General features: G+C 44.8%; 25 protein-coding genes. 19 read left to right on the top strand and 6 right to left on the bottom strand.

Annotated features, from left to right (window positions below; all coding sequences use genetic code 11):
* Positions 1-286, bottom strand: a 286-nt coding sequence (locus tag NIES593_RS25800) for a transposase (protein ID WP_425432542.1), incomplete at its 3' end; no start/stop codon positions are given.
* A gap of 160 nt (positions 287-446) precedes the next feature.
* Here NIES593_RS25800 and NIES593_RS23635 point away from each other — a divergent pair.
* The 16 genes from NIES593_RS23635 to NIES593_RS15095 all read left to right on the top strand — a co-directional run bounded on the left by NIES593_RS23635 (position 447) and on the right by NIES593_RS15095 (position 10,241).
* On the top strand, positions 447-668 hold the full coding sequence (locus tag NIES593_RS23635; RefSeq protein WP_139253715.1) for a hypothetical protein: 222 nt from the start codon (positions 447-449) through the stop codon (positions 666-668).
* Positions 669-775: 107 nt separating this feature from the next.
* On the top strand, positions 776-1,198 hold the full coding sequence (locus NIES593_RS15165; RefSeq protein WP_073600375.1) for a putative toxin-antitoxin system toxin component, PIN family: 423 nt from the start codon (positions 776-778) through the stop codon (positions 1,196-1,198).
* A gap of 6 nt (positions 1,199-1,204) precedes the next feature.
* Positions 1,205-1,423 carry a toxin-antitoxin system HicB family antitoxin gene (locus tag NIES593_RS15160; RefSeq protein ID WP_073600374.1) on the top strand — a complete coding sequence of 73 codons (219 nt, stop codon included), beginning with the start codon at positions 1,205-1,207 and terminating at the stop codon, positions 1,421-1,423.
* Positions 1,424-1,806: 383 nt separating this feature from the next.
* Complete coding sequence (locus NIES593_RS15155; RefSeq protein ID WP_073600373.1) at positions 1,807-2,133, top strand: hypothetical protein; 327 nt, start codon at positions 1,807-1,809, stop codon at positions 2,131-2,133.
* 42 nt (positions 2,134-2,175) lie between these two features.
* On the top strand, positions 2,176-2,724 hold the full coding sequence (locus tag NIES593_RS15150) for an IS5 family transposase (protein ID WP_083602459.1): 549 nt from the start codon (positions 2,176-2,178) through the stop codon (positions 2,722-2,724).
* A 61-nt stretch (positions 2,725-2,785) separates the two neighbouring features.
* On the top strand, positions 2,786-3,424 hold the full coding sequence (locus NIES593_RS15145) for a histidine phosphatase family protein (RefSeq protein ID WP_073600372.1): 639 nt from the start codon (positions 2,786-2,788) through the stop codon (positions 3,422-3,424).
* A 158-nt stretch (positions 3,425-3,582) separates the two neighbouring features.
* Positions 3,583-4,038 carry a hypothetical protein gene (locus NIES593_RS15140; protein ID WP_073600371.1) on the top strand — a complete coding sequence of 152 codons (456 nt, stop codon included), beginning with the start codon at positions 3,583-3,585 and terminating at the stop codon, positions 4,036-4,038.
* Positions 4,039-4,740: 702 nt separating this feature from the next.
* Positions 4,741-5,181 (top strand): Hsp20/alpha crystallin family protein, encoded by a 441-nt coding sequence (locus tag NIES593_RS15135; RefSeq protein WP_073600370.1) that lies wholly within the window; start codon positions 4,741-4,743, stop codon positions 5,179-5,181.
* Positions 5,182-5,351: 170 nt separating this feature from the next.
* On the top strand, positions 5,352-6,122 hold the full coding sequence (locus NIES593_RS15130) for a ChaB family protein (RefSeq protein WP_073600369.1): 771 nt from the start codon (positions 5,352-5,354) through the stop codon (positions 6,120-6,122).
* Positions 6,123-6,181: 59 nt separating this feature from the next.
* Positions 6,182-7,177 carry a DnaJ C-terminal domain-containing protein gene (locus tag NIES593_RS15125; RefSeq protein WP_073600368.1) on the top strand — a complete coding sequence of 332 codons (996 nt, stop codon included), beginning with the start codon at positions 6,182-6,184 and terminating at the stop codon, positions 7,175-7,177.
* Positions 7,174-7,491, top strand: a complete 318-nt coding sequence (locus NIES593_RS15120; RefSeq protein ID WP_073600367.1) for a chaperone modulator CbpM — start codon at positions 7,174-7,176, stop codon at positions 7,489-7,491. The genes NIES593_RS15125 and NIES593_RS15120 overlap by 4 nt, the downstream gene beginning before the upstream one ends.
* Positions 7,492-7,550: 59 nt before the next feature.
* Positions 7,551-7,952, top strand: a complete 402-nt coding sequence (locus NIES593_RS15115) for a hypothetical protein (RefSeq protein ID WP_073600366.1) — start codon at positions 7,551-7,553, stop codon at positions 7,950-7,952.
* Between the two features lie 8 nt (positions 7,953-7,960).
* Entirely contained in the window at positions 7,961-8,197 is a 237-nt protein-coding gene (locus NIES593_RS15110) for a DUF2905 domain-containing protein (RefSeq protein WP_073600365.1), read from the top strand.
* A 22-nt stretch (positions 8,198-8,219) separates the two neighbouring features.
* A complete protein-coding gene (locus NIES593_RS15105; RefSeq protein WP_073600380.1) occupies positions 8,220-8,768 on the top strand; it encodes a phosphate-starvation-inducible PsiE family protein in 549 nt (182 codons plus the stop codon).
* A gap of 14 nt (positions 8,769-8,782) precedes the next feature.
* On the top strand, positions 8,783-9,454 hold the full coding sequence (locus NIES593_RS15100; protein WP_073600364.1) for a DUF1614 domain-containing protein: 672 nt from the start codon (positions 8,783-8,785) through the stop codon (positions 9,452-9,454).
* 25 nt (positions 9,455-9,479) lie between these two features.
* A complete protein-coding gene (locus NIES593_RS15095) occupies positions 9,480-10,241 on the top strand; it encodes a PRC-barrel domain-containing protein (RefSeq protein ID WP_073600363.1) in 762 nt (253 codons plus the stop codon).
* On the opposite strand, the gene NIES593_RS15090 is transcribed toward NIES593_RS15095, so the two are convergent.
* From NIES593_RS15090 to NIES593_RS15070, 5 genes are all read right to left on the bottom strand, one after another.
* The gene (locus tag NIES593_RS15090) at positions 10,233-10,697 is read right to left on the bottom strand and encodes a hypothetical protein (protein ID WP_073600362.1); all 465 of its coding nucleotides are present in this window, start codon (positions 10,695-10,697) and stop codon (positions 10,233-10,235) included. The genes NIES593_RS15095 and NIES593_RS15090 overlap by 9 nt on opposite strands.
* Positions 10,698-10,898: 201 nt before the next feature.
* Entirely contained in the window at positions 10,899-11,102 is a 204-nt protein-coding gene (locus NIES593_RS15085) for a helix-turn-helix domain-containing protein (protein ID WP_073600361.1), read from the bottom strand.
* Between the two features lie 108 nt (positions 11,103-11,210).
* Complete coding sequence (locus NIES593_RS15080) at positions 11,211-12,560, bottom strand: ABC transporter ATP-binding protein (RefSeq protein WP_073600360.1); 1,350 nt, start codon at positions 12,558-12,560, stop codon at positions 11,211-11,213.
* Between the two features lie 347 nt (positions 12,561-12,907).
* The gene (locus NIES593_RS15075) at positions 12,908-14,068 is read right to left on the bottom strand and encodes an MFS transporter (RefSeq protein ID WP_073600359.1); all 1,161 of its coding nucleotides are present in this window, start codon (positions 14,066-14,068) and stop codon (positions 12,908-12,910) included.
* A 21-nt stretch (positions 14,069-14,089) separates the two neighbouring features.
* Complete coding sequence (locus tag NIES593_RS15070) at positions 14,090-15,817, bottom strand: ABC transporter permease (protein ID WP_073600358.1); 1,728 nt, start codon at positions 15,815-15,817, stop codon at positions 14,090-14,092.
* A 30-nt stretch (positions 15,818-15,847) separates the two neighbouring features.
* Between NIES593_RS15070 and NIES593_RS25255 the strand changes: the two genes are divergently transcribed.
* The 3 genes from NIES593_RS25255 (at position 15,848) to cydB (ending at position 18,567) form a co-directional block, all read left to right on the top strand.
* Positions 15,848-15,970: a hypothetical protein gene (locus NIES593_RS25255; protein WP_281250751.1), complete on the top strand. Its 123-nt coding sequence runs from the start codon at positions 15,848-15,850 to the stop codon at positions 15,968-15,970.
* 104 nt (positions 15,971-16,074) lie between these two features.
* Complete coding sequence (locus NIES593_RS15065) at positions 16,075-17,532, top strand: cytochrome ubiquinol oxidase subunit I (RefSeq protein ID WP_073600357.1); 1,458 nt, start codon at positions 16,075-16,077, stop codon at positions 17,530-17,532.
* A 9-nt stretch (positions 17,533-17,541) separates the two neighbouring features.
* Positions 17,542-18,567: a cytochrome d ubiquinol oxidase subunit II gene (gene cydB, locus NIES593_RS15060; protein ID WP_073600356.1), complete on the top strand. Its 1,026-nt coding sequence runs from the start codon at positions 17,542-17,544 to the stop codon at positions 18,565-18,567.
* Positions 18,568-18,616 lie beyond the last annotated feature (49 nt).

Raw genomic sequence — 18,616 nt, 5'->3', positions numbered from 1 at the left:
TAGAACGGGTCGCACGTCTTACCGAGTCTCCGAGGGCTGTGACGGTCGTTCCAGCTTCGACAAGGACATACTTGAATACCATGGTGTTGCTTACCAGATACTCGTAGACCGAAGCTACTTTTCTTTTAGCTTTTGCTCTTTTATTCGAGCCTTTTTCTTTCTTAGCTAACTGTTGCTGCTTTCTACGAAGATTGCGTTTAATTCGGTTGAAATGACAGGGATTAGCAACTTTAGTCGTTGATTCCCCATCAAAAACTGTGGCTACATCAATGCAACCAACATCGATACCAGAGATTTTTAATTTAGAAATATCCGATGGAAGACATTTTTGGCTCTGGAGCTTGCTAAGAAAATTTGTTTACATCAATAGAATTGTTGCAACAATTGATAATTTCAAAAGCCAAAGATTTAGACAGTGTTGCGCTCGCGACTGCCACCTCGCATGGATGCAGTCGCAGAGCGAGCGACGCTCGAAGGAGCAACCGGAAAAAGAAGCTGAGGTTTCCCCCCGCGATCGCCCTCCAGTTCGGGTTATCAGTGCCAAAACGCGAGCGACAAATGGAGCGATTGGCTTGTTAGAACATCCCGTTGCCAAACCAATCTTAACTTTTGGGGCTGGTTTGAATTTTCTCGTTAAAATGCCGATTTTTCGGTTCTCATCCGCCTAAAAGGTTTTTTTGTGTCGATTTTCTCATGGTTTAGTCAAGTTGCTGCCCCTTGTAAAAGTCTGCCAAGATGATAGTACATATGCTATCATCTATGCTATCATCTTGGCATGGGGATGAAAATTGTCATTGATACCAGCGTTTTCATTAGCGCTCTGATTGGCTCAACCGGACCGAGTAGAGAACTGATTCGACGCTGTTTGAGGGGCGAATATCAACCTTTGATGGAAAATGCTTTATTTTCCGAGTATGAATCCATTATTGAACGAGAAGAAATTCTCGCCAAATGCCCTTTAACCAGAGAAGAAATTTCTACTTTACTCGCCTCATTTATGAGCGTCAGTCAATGGGTTTTTATTTACTACTTATGGCGACCTAATTTAACTGATGAAGCTGACAACCACTTAATCGAATTAGCCGTAGCTGGAAATGCTAAATTCATTGCTACTAATAATCTCAGAGATTTTCAAAATGCCCAGTTGCTGTTTCCTAATTTGTCAATTTTGAAACCTGAAGAAATTCTAAGGAGTTAGACTAGAGTGGCTACTTTAACAATTCGCTTACCAGACGACAAACATACTCGATTAAAAGAACTAGCACAAAGCCGAGGGATATCGGTTAATAAACTGATTGAAGAACTTTCTACCATCGCTCTAGCAGAATTTGATGCTTATACAAGATTTAAAGTTATGGCGGGTAAGGGAGATCCAAATGAAGGCTTAAGACTACTCGATAAACTTGATTCTTTAACACATTAAACCGAGCAAGTTTCTAGCTCGGTTGGGAAGCTGCTACGGCTTGATTTTTTGTAGGGGTCGAGCGACATTCTGAGTCGAGCCGCTTGTTTTTATAGTTCGCGACAATTAAAACTATTTTTGTAGCGCGAACTAAAACGCAAACTGACGCGGGAGAGAAAATTTTTCAAGCTGGTTTTAGCGAAGCCGCCGCACGCTCCCTGAAGTAGTTCAGGGAGAACGGTGGCGCAGCAAGCGCATCGGCTGCGGACTGATAAGCTGGGTTAGAGGGGATAAGTTTTGATCGCGCCGATGCGAAAAACCAGCACACAGGGGAGTTTGAGGGGGAGTATCCCCCTCAGAGCTAGGTGGAGAAGGGATAACTTGACTATAATTTCGCTATTTGAATGACCGAGCCAATACGAGTGTATGGGGATCATGGGATGAGTAGGGCTGCGGCTTTAACCATTCTCAGTGACGGATTTCGTCATAGCGATAACGATTATGACTGGTTGGGGACGGGAGTATACTTTTTCCAAGACGCACCCCTCCGAGCCATGCAATGGGCAACCGAGCAACATCCCAACAATCCGGCTGTTATCTGTTCGCTAATCCGTTTAGAAAACTGCATAGATTTACTCGATATCAATTGGTTTCCTATCATTAAGAGGATGTCTGAAAAGTTAGGAATGATTAAGCTCGCGATCGCAAACAGAAAGAAAAAGCTCTCGTAACATTAATCTGTCAATAGAAAAAAACGACAGGTTCCGAGAGTCATCAATCAATCATATCGTACAGATTTAACCGATGAGCAATGGGAATTACTTCGACAACTTATTCCCACAGCTAAGCCTGGAGGTCGTCCCAGAACCGTGGATATGCGTGCTGTAATTAATGCTATCTTCTATGTTCTGGTAGCTGGATGTGCCTGGTCATTGTTACCTCATGATTTCCCAAAATGGAAAACAGTCTACCATTATTTCCGGCAATGGCGTATAAATGGTGCTTGGGAGCGAATTCATGAACAGTTGCGACAATGGGTACAAGCCATAGAAGACCGTCATCCAAGCTCATCGGCTGCGGTTTTAGATAACCAATCGGTAGAAACAGCAACCATGATTCATCTTGAAGTTGGCTATGATGCAGGTAAACAAGTTAAAGGACGTAAACGGCATATTTGGGTTGATACTTTGGGCTTGTTAATGGTCGTGGTAGTCACTGCTCAGGAAAGGGGAAACTTTTATATATTTTTCCCCTTTTCCCTGACGCGAAGCGTTCCCCCTTGCTTCAATCGCTTTAAAACACTATCATCAAACTTGCGTTAAAATATGCGCGCCTGGCGTCGCTCCTCGCAAAATTCTCTAACCATCAATTCAAAACAGTAACATGTCGCAAACAGTCTGGATCGCAAGGCACGGAAATCGCCTAGATTTTGTCACTCCTGAATGGTTTAAAACAGCCAAACGCCCTTATGATCCACCTCTTTCTGAAGATGGAGTAGTCCAAGCCAGAGAACTCGGATGGCGACTGAAACGCGAGAATATTGCTCATATTTTTGCCTCGCCTTTTTTAAGAACGATACAAACAGCTAATCAAGTCGCAGAAATTCTAAATTTACCGATTAAAATAGAAGCCGGATTGAGTGAGTGGCTAAATCCCTATTGGATGACAGAATCGCCAGAAATTCATCCACAAGAATTTTTAGCCGAACGCTACCACCGAATCGACTGGAGTTATACTTCGAGAGTAGTTCCTCAATATCCAGAAAGCGAAGAAACTGTTTTAAAGCGCGCGGCAGAAACAGCCAGAAAACTGGTAGCAGAATTTTCTGAAGATATTTTATTAGTCGCTCATGGAGCGTCAGTATTAGGAACGACAAGGGGATTGGTAAGCGGAAATCCAATCGTTAACGCCTCTCTTTGCTGTTTGGTGAAAATAGTACGCTGTCACGATGAATGGAAGATAGAATTGAACGGAGATACTTCTCATCTCAGTCAAACAGAAAGTCAAGTTCGATTTAACTGAGATCTTGCATCATTCTCAACAACTGTTCTTGTAATTTCTAACGAAGACCCGATAAGAATTTCAGCTTGATTTTAATCGAGTTAAGCTTTGAGCCTAGAACTAAAGTTCTAGGCATTGATACCAAAGGTGCAAGATCTGAGATTTAATGAGGAATAGTTATGGAACTCAACAATTTAATATCTTTTGCTCTTGAGATACAGGGGAGAGTAAATTTCTATTGGAATTTGTACATCGTCGGAATTACCGGGCTTTTAGGTTGGCTAGTCTCTGGAGAAAAAAAGTTTAGCCGAGAAGTTAAACTGCTAATTTCTGTTGGATTTTTTATTTTCGTAATTATCAACACATGTAGTCTTATTCGTAGTTACGATCTCCTTAGCGCGATCGTCGCCGAAGTACAATCTCAAGTTCAATCGCTATCGAAAATTGGCAAAGACCCATTTCAAACAGAGGGGATCGAAGTATTTATTAAATCTTTTGAGCGTTTTTTATCAAATAGGACTTACTTATGGACTGTTACAGCAGTACACCTCGTTTTAGATCTAGGAATTCTATATATTTTGTGGTCTAACAAGTTTAAAACAAGCCAAAACAAAAGAAATAGTCAAGATTTATAATTTGGCAAAGCTTTTGCTCGAATGATTTTGTTAGAGCTTATTTATAAAGTAAAACTTAAGAGGTTAGATGACTCAACATAATTCACGTCATCACAGTGTAAATAGCCGCTTAACTTATTTGAGGTAATACCAATTTTTATGTTTTCGCGATCGACATTCTTCTCCCCTCTCTCAAATAGGGAGAGGGGTTGGGGTGAGGGCGATCGACCATCTCTGTCATTAATGAATGAAAAATGATATAACTTCTCGTAATCTTTCCTTTTTGTATGTAATGGTTCGTATTTGATTAAAGATGCGAGAATAGAGCTAACAATCGCTCTGATAGCAACTGATAACTGGTTAGAATTTACCTTTCGCTGCGCAGTTGATTACAAACAGAGCCAAGGCAAAATTCCCATCCTCGATAACTATTCAAACCACTCACTAATTTTAGAGGCATGATGAACGATCGCGAAGTCTATACAAGTGCCTGTACTTTTCCCAAAGTTTTTGCGCCTTTATCTAAAGTACGGAAATAGGAACTTAGCGTACCAGAAAAACCGATCTCGACTAATCGGTACCAAATTATACAATCATGGTGTCAGGAAAAATAAGCTGAAGGCGAAGTTGATTCTGATGATGCCTCAGCCAGTTTATTCGGTCAATTACGACCTAATGCGATTTAAACAGTCAAAAAATAGTCAAATTTAGGAGGTTAAAACGATGGCACTTGTTCGTTGGGAACCATTCCGAGAAATTGACACTCTACAACGGCAAATGAATCGCCTGTTCGACGAACTGCTGCCTATCACCAGAGAAGCGCCAGATGGTATCGCCTTTGTTCCTCCAGCAGAAATGGAAGAAACAGCCGATGCGATTCATCTGAGACTGGAAATTCCTGGTATAGATCCCAAAGACTTGAATGTCGAAGTCTCAGCAGAAGCAGTTAGTATTAGCGGGGAACGCAAGTCAGAAACCAAAACTGAAGAAAAAGGAGTAACCCGCACCGAATTCCGCTATGGTAAGTTCCAACGGGTCATTCCTCTCTCGACTCGCATCCAAAACGACAAGGTACAGGCTGAATACAAAGACGGTATTCTCAAACTAACCTTGCCCAAGGCAGAAGAAGAAAAAAGCAAAGTTGTGAAAGTTAATTTGGGCTAATGCTTCTCTAACCAAGGAAATCGCCTTGACTCAGAAAAGGAGGTTTCGATAGCCATTGGATTGGAAAGGGCAATTTTGGCAGAATTCAGCTTATTTCCTGCAATAGTGTTGCCAATTGCCCTTTTTAAACAGCCAGTAGAAAATTACCCGACTAATTGGGAGTAATGCTCATGAGTTCAGCCTTTGAAAAAACCCCAGAAAAATGTGTTTCTGCTGCTTTCAAAGAAGAGAAAAAGCTAGAGGATGCTATTAAACGCTTGCTCGATCGCGGCGTTCCTAAAGACAATATTTCTATTGTCGGTCGCAACTTTCAATCGGAAGCTCGGATAACGGGTTTCTTAACCAAAAAAGATGTCATTTTAGATGGCATGACAACTGGCGCGATCTACGGTTCGCTGTTTGGTTCTTTACTCAGCTTAGTTACAGGGGTCGGCGTTTTATTCGTTCCCTTTCTGGGCGCTGTCGTAGCAGCGGGACCCTTGGGAGCAGCTTTATTGGGAGCAACCAGCGGTGCGCTGTATGGGGCTTTGGGAGCGGGATTAGGTTCCGTGCTGATGTCCTTGGGAATGCCCCAAGATAAAGCAGCGATCTATCAAACGCGCCTGCAAGCGGGCGAGTTTTTGCTGGTGGTGGAAGTCCCAGCAGATAAATCGGGCGAAATCTTTTTGATGTTGCAAGCGGCGGGAGGAGAAGAAGTGGCCATTACCGATATGCAAATTCCTCGTCAGCCCGAAGGGGAGTTGACCAGTAAGGAGCAAATCTCGCCAGAAATGAGAGCAGATCTCTCCGATGAAGCGCAATCGACCTTTGTGGAAACCTATAACCAAACTTTGGGCAAGTCAAAGGATAAAACCAATGCCCTCATCAAAGCTTGGGAACGGATTAGACATCTGTTCGATCGCGATGAGACGGGCACCTATTCCAACCGTAAAGGCAACTAAGACGGGAAACCTCCTCAGACTCATACTGACCCTGAATTCTTTTGCGATAGGAGGTGCCGATGGCGGTCAGTGAATTTAAAGACTATTACCAAATTTTGGGAGTGAGCAAAACCGCCACAACGGAGGAAATTAAAAAAGCCTACCGCAAGTTGGCGCGAAAATATCACCCCGATCTCAATCCGGGTGACAAGGAAGCAGAGGCACGCTTTAAGGAAATTAACGAAGCCCACGAAATCCTCTCGGATCCGGAAAAACGCCAAAAATACGACCAATTTGGTCAGTATTGGCAGCAAACGGCTGTCGGTGCCCCGCCAACGGGTGGTGTTGGCTTTGAAGGCATGGATTTCGGTCAGTATGGTAGCTTTGATGACTTTATTAACGAACTGCTAGGGCGGTTTGGTCGAGGTGGCACCGGACGCAGGGTTTATACTTACCGCACGACTACAGGACCCCAAGGTTTTCGGGAATACGTTGAGTTTGGCGGGGAAGATCCCTTCAGTCGGTTTACCGATATTCCTACCCAAGATACCGAAGCTGCGATCGCGCTCACCTTTGCCGAAGCTTTTCATGGCACTCAAAAACGCTTGCAAATTGGGGATGAAACAGTTACGGTTCGCATTCCCCCAGGAGCAAAACCTGGCAGTCGCCTTCGCCTCAAGGGCAAGGGACAAATCAGTCCTTTTAGTCAGCAACGGGGCGATCTCTATTTAACCATCGAACTATTACCCCATCATTTCTATAGATTTGAAGGGGATAATATTACTTGTGAGATTCCCATTAGTCCAGAAGAGGCAGTACTGGGAGCGCAGATCGATGTGCCGACTCCCGATGGCAAGGTGAAGCTGACTATCCCTCCTGGGATAGACTCCGGACAGGCACTACGGTTACGCGGCAAAGGCTGGCGCAATCTCAAAGGCGATCGCACCGATCTAATCGTGCGGATTAAAATTGTCACCCCGAAAGATTTAACCCCCAGGGAAAAAGAATGCTATGAAAAATTGCGGGAAACCAGTAGTTTCAATCCCCGTCGAACCTTAGCGGAGGTGCGCCTATGAGTGCCAATTTTAGTCTGTCTCGGATTGTCTGGTCAAAAGAAGGCGATCGCCTTTACAGTTTTGAGCAAGCTGCTTATCTTACTCAAACTTCCGTTTCCTTACTGGAAAGATTTGCTAGTCTAGGATTGATCGAACCCGTTGGCTCCATGCTGCATCGCCAGGATTTAATTCGAGTGGTAAAGTTGCAACGATTGCGTCGCGATTTAGGTTTAAATTTAGTGGGCGCAGCAATGGTGTTAGATATGGCGGAGGAAATCGCCCAACTCAAAGCCCAATTACGTATCTATCGGATGGCATCCAAAATAGATCGTTAACGATTGATTCTAGCCCGTACAACTAAACTTCCTAAATTTAATTTAAGGAGAATTAAATCATGAACGAAGCCAATCAAAATTCTTCTTCTGAAATCATCATCAGTCCCGAAACTGATGCCCTCGTCGAACAAGAAATGGCAGACCAAACTGCCGACTTAAAACAAGAAACTAAAGCCCTGATTGAAGCGATTAAAAAACGCGCTCAGTCTGAAATTCAGACGGCTCAAGATCTGACTCGCGAAGGCTATTTAAACGCAGTTCGTCAAGCCAGAGAAGCGATCGAACAAACTCAACTGATCGATCCCGACCGCATCGAACAGTCGGTGCAACTAATTCAACAAGAAGCTCAAAAAAATTGGCAGTCGGTTATGGATGAAATTCACAATCTCGGCGATCGCCTCTCGGAAGCTGCCAAAGCAGCTTGGAATGCTCTCACCCAACCCAAATCTTCTGATTCCTAGACACAGCTATGATTGCGGAAATTGGGAAAACATTAATCGTCCTTGGTGCTGGTATCCTTTTGCTAGGAGGCTTGCTCTGGCTCAGTGGCGGAACGCTCAAACACTTTCCCCTTGGTCGTTTACCAGGAGATATTTTGGTGCAAAACGAGCATTTTACCTTCTACTTTCCCTTGACCACTGGCATTCTCTTGAGCCTTGGCTTAAGTGCTTTACTCTGGTTAGGAAGATTCATTACCAGTCGTTAATGTCCTGAATCCTCCCATGGCTATGAAATATCCATTTTCACCAGACCGAGGCTGGAAATCTTGGTTTGAAAGAGATGTCATTGTAAATAATCTGGAGTTTTTCCAGAATTTTATCGTGGTATCTCTATGTATTGGCTTGTTTTGCGTCATGCTGATTCGGTTGGGTGAAATGTTTCTTTCCCTGTTGCAGCCGATTAATTTTCAAGCCATCACTTCCGATATCTTGTTTGTTCTCATTCTGGTAGAAATCTTTCGCCTGTTAATTATTTACCTCCAAGAACAGCGAATTTCCATTGGTGCAGCAGTTGAAGTTTCTTTGGTTTCCGCATTGCGGGAAGTGATTTTGCAAGGAGTAGTGGACATTCCCATCGATCGCTTATTGGGAGTCTGTGCTTTTTTAGTAGTCTTGGGTGGATTATTATATTTGCGAGTCTGGATGTTTCAGCGATTTGAAGCAATCGCGACTGTAAGGAGCGAACCTCTCGCGCAACCAAAAGCTCAAGACCGATCGGACGATCGGCACTCTCAATTGCGTCGTCGTTCGCCATCTATCGAGCAATATCCTTTTTAATTAACCCGACCAAGATGATTTATCTTCCCGTTACCCTGTTACTCTTTTTACTCTTCCTGCTCATCTTTCCTTTTATCTGGCTAGCGATCGCTATAGATGTCGTTGAAGTGGCTGTTGCCAAACTGGGCTTTTCTCCTGGTTTTGCCCTGCTTTTATTTGCTGCTGTTATTTTGGGCAGTACCATCAATATTCCCCTCTATGAGCGCGTCTCTCGCGTCTCCATCATGCCAGACTTGGCAGAACTCTGGATTGCCCGATTTTGGGGCATTCCCCTACGAAAAATAGAGCAAAAAACTATCGTTGCCTTAAACGTCGGCGGAGGGTTGATTCCTACTTTGCTAGCACTCTACGAATTTACCCGTTCCAATCCCTGGTTGATTCTGGCAGTAAGCGCGGTCGTCACCATAGTGAGCTACTATTCAGCCCAGATCGTTCCTGGGATTGGGATCCAAATGAATGCCCTCGCTGCTCCCCTCACCGCCGCCATGATGTCTCTCTTATTGACCAATGGAAATGGCGCAGCACCGATTGCTTTTTCTGGAGGTGTCTTAGGCACTTTAATTGGAGCCGATCTCCTCCATCTGCGAGAGATCGAACGCATGACTCCTGGCGTGCTGAGTATTGGCGGGGCTGGAGTGTTTGATGGCATTGCCCTGTGCGGATTATTTGCCCTGTTGTTAACTTAATCGTTGATTTGAGGAGGAATTAAATATGTTTAACGTCATTCGCCGCAGCCAAATCATTGGTTTAATGGCAATGGATAGTAGCACTGCAACCCGTTATGGCACTGTGGAAGAAGTTTGGGTTGACGATCGCGGTCGAGTCGTCTACTTTGCTAGCGATGCAGGTTTTACTCCGTTTGAGCAAATTGCTACCATCGGGCCTGATGCCTTACTCACCTACTCAGAATTAGCGCTTACGCCACCGCCATCCCTGCGCCGCCTCTACCGGATGGCTATTCGCACGCCCTCTTTGAGTACTCCCCTGGGTTGGGTAGAAGATTTTCTCTTTGATTGGGAAACGGGCGATATTGCTGCTTATATCATAGGTGGTGAGATTGCAGCACCCTTTGGCGGTCGGGCGGTTTTATTTCCCGATGATGTGGAAGTCATTGACGCAGAAGCGATCGTCATTAAAGAAGAAGCCAAAAATCGCCTGAAAAGCGAATCGGAAGGATTAAAAGGCTTTTTGAGCGAAAAATCCCAACAGGTGAAGAATTTGGTCAAACGCATGGGCGATCGCTTGTCAAAGCTCCTTTCTCCTCAAGATAAACCGGAAGTTGTCCGCGTCAAAATCAAAGAAGTAAGGGATGAACTAGCTCAGTCAGGACAACATGACAAAAATGCCTTAGAGGAAGCCAGCGAATTTTTGCAAGACAAATGGGAGGACTTCCAGCATAGCCTCAGTCGCACTGGAAAACGGATGAAACAAGCGATCGATTCAGCCTGGAAGCGATTAACTCATTCATCTTGAACCCAATAGAAATACTGGATAAGCAACAACTAGCAACCAACCTGCTTTTCTACTGATTCGCTGTTTCGGGATTGCTAGCAAAATGACCAATACTAATGCAAGTAGCATTGCGATCGAGGGCTTTTGTAAAAGTGTGGCATCAACAATGGAGAGGGGGCGAATCACAGCACCGAGGGTCATGGTAACGTTATAGGCAAAAGAATCTACAACTCCAGCAACTACTACCTCTGTAACGCCCTTCCTAGCAGCAGACCAGCATAAAATTACGAGTTCAAAGGCACTGGCAAACCCAACGAGAGTCAGGGATAGAGCCGTTTGTGTTTCTTCAACATTGCTAATCTGGCGCACGGCTTCCACCAACATAACCGAACCAACTGCCATGCGATCGGAAAGTTCTTCGGCTGCTTTTTCTAAAACCCCTGTTTCTCCCATTGCTGGGGGTTTGCGTTCCACCATCCAGATAATGCCGATATAAAGGAGATAGAATGTCAGTAAAATTGCTCCTTCTAGGCGATCGACTCGACCATCCCAAATAAAGCCAACGGCTGCTACCCCAATCGGAAAGCCAAACTTCCTTTGACTTGTCTTGAAAGCTTTCTCTGTAAGCGTTTAAGTTTCTTATCTGCCTGGAAACCTGTAGATAAAGTCGCTAGTGCTTTAATACCAAGGGTCTACACCTACTACTTGCTGCGGTTTGTTAGAAATAGGTAATTTCTCGGCTTCTATCTTAGACTTATTCTCAATCTCTTCTTTAATTACACTTAGTCCCCAATTAAAAGCATGGCGACGAACTCCAGCGTGTTTCTTGGTTAATGTCTTCTGCTTATTATTGAAGTCTAGTTCGGTCTTCCAATTAATCACTTTAACTCGTCTGCCACTTGCTTTAATTGTTTAACTATTGGTTCTGCTCCTGCTAATAAAACCTACTTAAAATTAATGGCGAGCCGCTAAATTTGTGGAGAGAATGAATTAGGATAAAGTTGCCTCTTCTAGACTCACAGACGCTTCTGGCAAGTACAATCGCTCTTCGGTAGCATCATACTCGAATAACTCTGCGTAGCGTCCCCAATCAACAGCCGTAGAAAACTGTCTTTCTGCCTCTTGATGGGGAAAATGTTCGTCCAGTAAATCTAAGAAAAAATCCGCACGCATCGATCCATTTTGTTTTTCTCGCAAAGATTGCACCATACTCACAATTATCGGTACATTAGCTAAAACTTGCTGCCTAAATAAGTCTTTACTGCGGAGAATGGTAGTAGTCGCAAAATCTTTTCCTATTTCTGTCAGAGTAATATCCCCCTGCGCCACCTTAGCAAAACCGAGCAATACGGCTGCATCGACGATGGGCAGTAAATCATCAACTTCTAACTGTAACCGTTCCGCTAACTTGGGCAAATCCTCTTTGGCATCAGGTTTTTCTACCAATAACTCTAACAGACCGCTAATTCCTCCAGCCCTAGCGTGAGGCAGTGCTTGAGCAAAGGGAGAACGAGCAACTTTGGGAGGTGCAGCAGCAACCCCCGTCACTTCCTTTTCGGGATTGGTCATAATCGTATAGATATAGTCCACCAGTTGTTTAAAGCGATCGCTGTTGGTAGGATGAGGACGAGGCAACTCAATTTTTACCTCTCCGCGAATCCGTCCTGGTTTTGAACCCAAAATGACCACTCTATCTGCTAAAAATACTGCTTCTTCGATGTTATGAGTAACAATCACGATACTTTCAGACGGAAATTTCCCTTCATTCCAAAGGTCATCAATTTCCCCCCGCAGGTTTTCGGCAGTTAACACATCCAGCGCACTGAAGGGTTCATCCATAAATAGGACTTTTGGTTGCAGTACAAATGCTCTAGCAAAACCTACCCTCTGCTTCATCCCACCGGAAATTTCCTTGGGATAGGCGCTTTCAAAGCCGTCTAACCCCACGAGGTCGATTGCTTTTAGTGCCCTTTGTTGTCTTTCGGCTCGGCTGATACCCCGTGCTTCTAGACCTAATTCGACATTTTCTTGCACCGTCAACCAAGGCAATAGGGCAAAGCTTTGAAAGACCATTGCTACATCCTGATTCGCTCCCCGCAACCGCTTACCATTGCTAATAATCTGTCCGCTACTGGGAGGAATTAAACCTGCCATAATGCGTAAAAGGGTACTTTTGCCACTACCACTGCGCCCTAATAAAGCTACGACTTCACCCCTTTGAACCGTAAAATTAATGCTTTCAAGAACCGTAAATTCTCCTTTGCCATCGGGTAGAGGAAAGCTTTTGTTAACTTGTTCGACAGCGATTAGGGGATAAGACTCATTTTGATTGATTACCATAAGAATTCTAAGTATGGAGTTTTAATGATTAATAGAAATCAGTGAAATAGATTAACAGTTGCTTTTAGATAGGATAAAAAACGCTATTATCCCGAAAAAGGTCGAATTATCTTTTTGTTGGGGCAATTACTTTTTTTTGGATTCTAGTTTCCTTGTTTCTCCTTTACAGCAATTGGCAAGTGAATAGAATACAGTATTTTTTCTCCCTTCCCCTCGATGCTCCTCCCGCGTGCGCGTGGCTCCCCCTTTCCCCCATCGACCAATGCCCGTGCCCGTCTCTCATCTAACTGAAAACTGCTATAAATTGATGGTAGTAAATTGATAGTAGTTTGCTTGTTTATCTATCCTTATCCTCTTATCCTAGTTAATAAAAACAGCACAATTACAGATAAAAACTGCACGAGCATCGAAAAGATTACCAGTGCAAATAGAGATAAATCATACAACATTCCCATCACCGCACTACCAAAAAACCATGATAATCTATATCCCGTGTTAAAAATGCCGTAGGCGGAGCCTCGGCGTTCTGGCGGGATTGTTCCGGCAACTACTGCTTTTAAGATCGACTCTTGCGCTCCCATACCTATCCCCCATAACACCATACCGCAGACGGCAAGTCTAGTAGAACCGCCTAAAAAAACAAAAGGGGCAAACAAGAGAGAAAAAAGCACTGCCGTCATTAAGGTTTTAATACCAAAGCGATCGAACCAATAACCAAACAGCAGTGCCGCGATCGCATCAACTCCCATTGCTAAAGCATAAAGTAAGGGAATTGGGATAGACCGATCCAAGCCAGATTGTTGGAGATGAAAGGCAATTAGGGGAAAATCGGCAAAGCCAGCAGCAATCAACGCAACTGCCCCTAAATAAATCCAGAAACGACGGGGCAACCCTTGTGCCGATAAATCTTGGGTTTTTAGTTCAAAGTCTCTGGGATTGGGATAAATCCGTTGACCGAGCGATAGTACCATCAGTCCTAGGATTGCTGGAACCATCAGCACCGCAAATCCCCTTGGATAAGCTTCTTGTCCAGCGATAACTACTGTCACCATCAAAGGACCGAGAACCGCACCGATTTGATCCATGGCTTCGTGTAAGCCAAAACCAAAGCCTTTACCTATCCGCATCGCTGCGTGGGAAAGTAATACATCTCTAGGAGGGGTGCGAATCGCTTTTCCAGTTCGTTCGGCAATCATTAATCCCGCTAATACTTCCCAACGTCCAGCCAGTGCCATCGAAGGAACAACGGCAGTATTAATTACATAGCCCAGAGTAGTAAGACTCCAATATTGACGAGTGCGATCGCTCAAATAGCCTGTTAGCAAACGTAAACCGTAGCCAATTAGTTCCCCTAAACCAGCTACCAGTCCCACAATCGCACCACTAGCCCCTAACACCCTCAGATAAGCTCCCGTAATACTCCTAGCACCTTCATAAGTTGCATCGGCACAGAGGCTTACTAAGCCTAGGAGAATCAGGAATCGGAGAGCTGATTTTTTTGAGGTCATAGTTTCAGTGCCTCACAAAATTTAAACATGATATTTGGTTTCTGCTAATTCATATAATCGTCGCCAAAAGATGCGATTGAGTCCGACGACATACAAACTCATCATGCCAACGCCGAGGGTAATTCTTGCCCAATCTCCCACTTCAGTGGCTTTGGCAATGTAAGTTCCTAAGCCATTAGCAGCCAGGGTTGTTGAACCCCAAGAGACAATTTCTGAGACAATGCTAGCGTTCCATGCTCCCCCACTAGCAGTAATTCCCCCTGTCACCCAAGCCGAAAGAATGCCAGGAATAATTAATTTTTGCCATTTTTTCCAACCTTTTAAGCCCACATCGTCTGCCATCTCTCGTAAATCGGTGGGGATACTTTGTGCGCCTGCAATAGAATTAAATAAAATGTACCATTGCGCCCCCAACGACATTAGTAAAATACTGCCCCAATTAATATCGATGTTGAACTTGATAAATAAGAGAGTAGCAAAGGGAAAAATAAAGTTGGCGGGGAAAGAGGCGAGGAATTGAACGACTGGTTGCAATAATCTGGCTAATTTAGGGTTAAAACCAATGGCTACGCCAATGGGTGTCCAAATAAGGGTAGCAACGATGAGAAGAATTGTAACTCGTCCGAGGGTTAACAAGCCTAGTTCAAAGGCTGTAAAAACTTCTCCTAATCCGACGGTAGTTAAAATGAAGTGGAGTCCCGCAGCAATTAATCCGCCGACAATCAGCAGTAAGATAAAGTTATAAATGCGATCGCTCTGATTGTGCATCATAGGATCGACGACGATTGCACAGCGTTGCGGAGTCAAACTAGCTAAAACACGGTTAATCGTATCAGTCAAGGGAGTCAAAGCTTTACCTACTAACCGAGGTATCCGTGCTGTTCGCAGTAAATCTAAAACCCAAGATTCGGGCGATTCGGCTGCCTGACTTTGTTCTAGTCGAAATTTGTCCGACCAAGCGATAATCGGTCGCCAGAACAATTGATCTACCAAAATGATAATAATAGCGATGGTTAACAATGCCCAACCCAAGGCTGAGAGATTTTCCCGTGCGATCGCTTCTGCGACATAAGACCCTAAACCGGGTAAAGTATAGCTTTGGTTGAGAACGCTAATTGCTTCACTAGCAGCTACAAAAAACCAACCGCCGCCAAAACTCATCATGGCATTCCACACTAACCCGATCGTGGCAGATGGGACTTCTAGCTTGACAAATCTTTCCCAACCAGACAGATGATACAAAGTGACTGCTTCATCGAGTTCGCGAGGGATAGTGCGCAACGACTGATAGAAAGAAAAGGTCATATTCCAGACTTGGGATGTGAAAATCGCGAAAATAGAAGCAGCTTCTAACCCCAATAAACTGCCTTTAAATAAAGCAATAAAACCCGTCACCGTAATCGATAAAAAACCTAATACGGGAACTGATTGCAAAATATCTAATAAAGGGATTAAAACTCGTTCCGCTCGACGACTATGGGCGGCGATATATCCATAGACTAAAGTAAAAATAAAAGAGAAGAATAGGGCAATAAACATACGCAGGGTAGAACGCCCCGCATAATAGGGTAAATTGCGTATATCGAGGTCAATACTGGGCACCACATCAGGTGGCTCGAAACTAACTAACGCTCCGGCACCAATCCGAGAAACGACGGCTAGTAGAACTAAAGTCCCGAAGATTACCGCTACATCAGCTAACCCAAAGGGAAAGCGTCGTAAAGCTTCTGGCGTGGGAAAGGTTTTCATAAAGGGCGATCGCGTTTATAAATCAAGAGGATGTCGTTCGGCGAGGTCGATCCGACTTCTGCCAAGAATAGCCCAGATCCCTCCAGCCATATGGCTTGGCATAAGTTTTCCAGGGCAATTGAGCGGGAATGCGATCCCAAAGAGAACCTTTAAATCAAGTCAATTTGACAGCGAGTCGCTAGCTCAATTGAAGGGCGAACTGTTAAAAACAGTATAGAACCAGCAACATCAGTTCAAATTAATTTTGGAAAATTAATATGTTCGATCTGTTTTCAGATACTGTAGCTCTGTCGCGCCTGCAATTCGCGCTCACTGCTATTTTTCATATGCTCTGGCCCGTTTTAACCACGGGAATGGGGATTTATCTGGTCATCATCGAAGGATTATGGCTGAAAACTAAAAACCTCGATTATTACCACCATGCTCGCTTCTGGTCGAAGTTATATGTTTTAAACTTTGGCATTGGCGTTGCGTCGGGTTTACCCATGGCGTTTCAGTTTGGCTTGAACTGGGCGCCGTTTTCTGAATCGGTGGGAGATTTTTTCGGGACAGTGCTAGGCTTTGAAGCAACAATGGCATTCATGCTAGAAGCCAGTTTTCTCGGCATCATGCTCTTTGGATGGGAGCGAGTCCCGCCCCTGATTCATTGGCTATCTACCATATTGGTGGCATTTGGGGCAAACCTTTCGACGTTTTGGATTTTATCGGCGAATTCCTGGCTGCAAACGCCTGCGGGGGGAGAGTTTGTCAATGGCAAGTTTGTGGTTCAAGATTACTTTCAAGCGATCGCCAATCCCTTTATGGTCAATAGCTTTCTCCATATGTTCTTTGCCACCCTGGAAACTTCGCTGTTCGTCATCGGGGGAATCAGTGCTTGGTACGTGCTCAACCAGCGCCACGCCGAGTTCTTTTCTCGCTCCCTGAAAGTCGTACTAGCCCTAGCGATCGCGGTTGCTCCCTTGCAAATTTTTGTGGGACACCTGAGTGCCGAACAAGTCTATCACTATCAGCCCGCTAAGTTAGCAGCAATGGAAGCTCAGTGGGAAACTATTCCGGCTGGACAAGCGGCGGATTGGAGTTTGGTAGCGCTTCCGAGCGAGAAAAACGAACAAAATCTTTGGGAAATCAAAATTCCCGGTGCATTGAGCTACTTACTGGAACTAAAACCTACCCTAGATGAGCCAGTCAAAGGCTTAAAAGAGTGGGAACCCGCTAATCGCCCTCACCTGGTGGGTTTAATTTACTACTCCTTCCGCATTATGGTCGGCATTGGCTTATTCTTAGCTGGATTGGTGCTGATGAGTGTCGTGCAATGGCTGCGGGGTAAGTTGTCAGCGATCGCCATTACCGAGCAAAAATGGTTAATGCGTGCCTGGATTTTTGCCGCGCCCCTAGGCTACATTGCCGTAGAAACGGGCTGGATCGTTCGCTGCGTGGGACGACAACCTTGGATTGTTTATGGGGAGTTGCGTACCGTCGATTCTGCTTCCCATCTCCCTGCCGGGGAAGTCTTATTCTCTTTGCTAGGCTTGAGTAGTATCTATACCGTCTTTTTGATTGCCGCCCTTTACTTTGGCAGTCGCATCATTCGCAGAGGTCCTAACCTAGAATTGCCGGCTCCGCAAGCGATTAGTCAGCCCATTCTCAGTCTGCAACCCGCGCAACACGAACGCGATCGCCGTCCGGCAGAAGCCCAGCAGGAAACTCAAGTATAGGAGGTAGCAATGGAACCCTTACAACCGTTACAACAGTTCCTCCCCCAAGTCTGGTTTTTTATTCTGGGACTGTTTCTTTTTCTCTACGTTTTACTCGACGGCTTTGATTTAGGCGTTGGCATTCTCTCTCTAACCGCTTCGAGTGAAGAACGCCGCAGTATTTTGATGACCAGTCTTGGCAATGTCTGGGATGCTAACGAAACCTGGTTAGTGCTGATGGGAGGATCGCTTTTTGGCGCGTTTCCCTTAGCCTATGCCACAATTCTCAATGCACTGTACTTGCCTGTGATTATCATGGTGGTCGGCTTGATTCTACGGGCAGTTTCTTTTGAGTTTCGGGAAAATGCCGATCGCAAGTGGCTCTGGAATGCCGCTTTCGGCGCGGGCAGCTTTTTGGCAGCCTTAGGGCAGGGATTTGCGCTGGGAAGCGTTTTTGAAGGCATTAAGGTAGATGCCGACGGACACTTTGCTGGGGGGATTTGGGATTGGTTAACCTGGCGATCGATTCTAGTCGCCCTTACTTTAATTCAAGGATACGTGTTGATTGGCTCCACCTATTTAATTCTCAAGACCACCGGGGAGTTGCAAAATACTCACTACAAAACGGCAACCCTTGCGACTTGGACAACATTAGCTGGGGCGATTTTTATCACCGTCACTACGCCGATCTTTTCCGAACAAGCGCGATCGCAACTCTTTAGCGCCCCACTGGTCTATATCTTCGCAGCCATTCCTATCTTGGGAATCTGCGCGATCGCCTTGTTATTACGAAGTCTCAAACGACGCGAAGAAAATATGCCTCTGATTTGGACTTTTGTAATCTTCGCCCTTTCCTTCATCGGTTTGGGGTTTGTCATCTTCCCCAATATCATTCCTCCTAGCGTCACGATTTACCAAGCAGCAGCATCTCCTAGTTCGCTTGTTTTTATGCTCACCTTCGTTGGCTTTTTGATTCCTATTTTGTTATTCTACAACATCTACAACTACGTTGTATTCCGCGGCAAGATTGCCGGGGAGTCCTATGGCGAGTCCTAGATCCTTATAGCGAGCTTCTCTTTTAAATAACTAAATTACTATTTAGTTA

The organism is Hydrococcus rivularis NIES-593 (assembly GCF_001904635.1).
Classification (GTDB): domain Bacteria; phylum Cyanobacteriota; class Cyanobacteriia; order Cyanobacteriales; family Microcystaceae; genus Hydrococcus; species Hydrococcus rivularis.
This window is presented reverse-complemented; position numbering and strand designations above follow the sequence as displayed.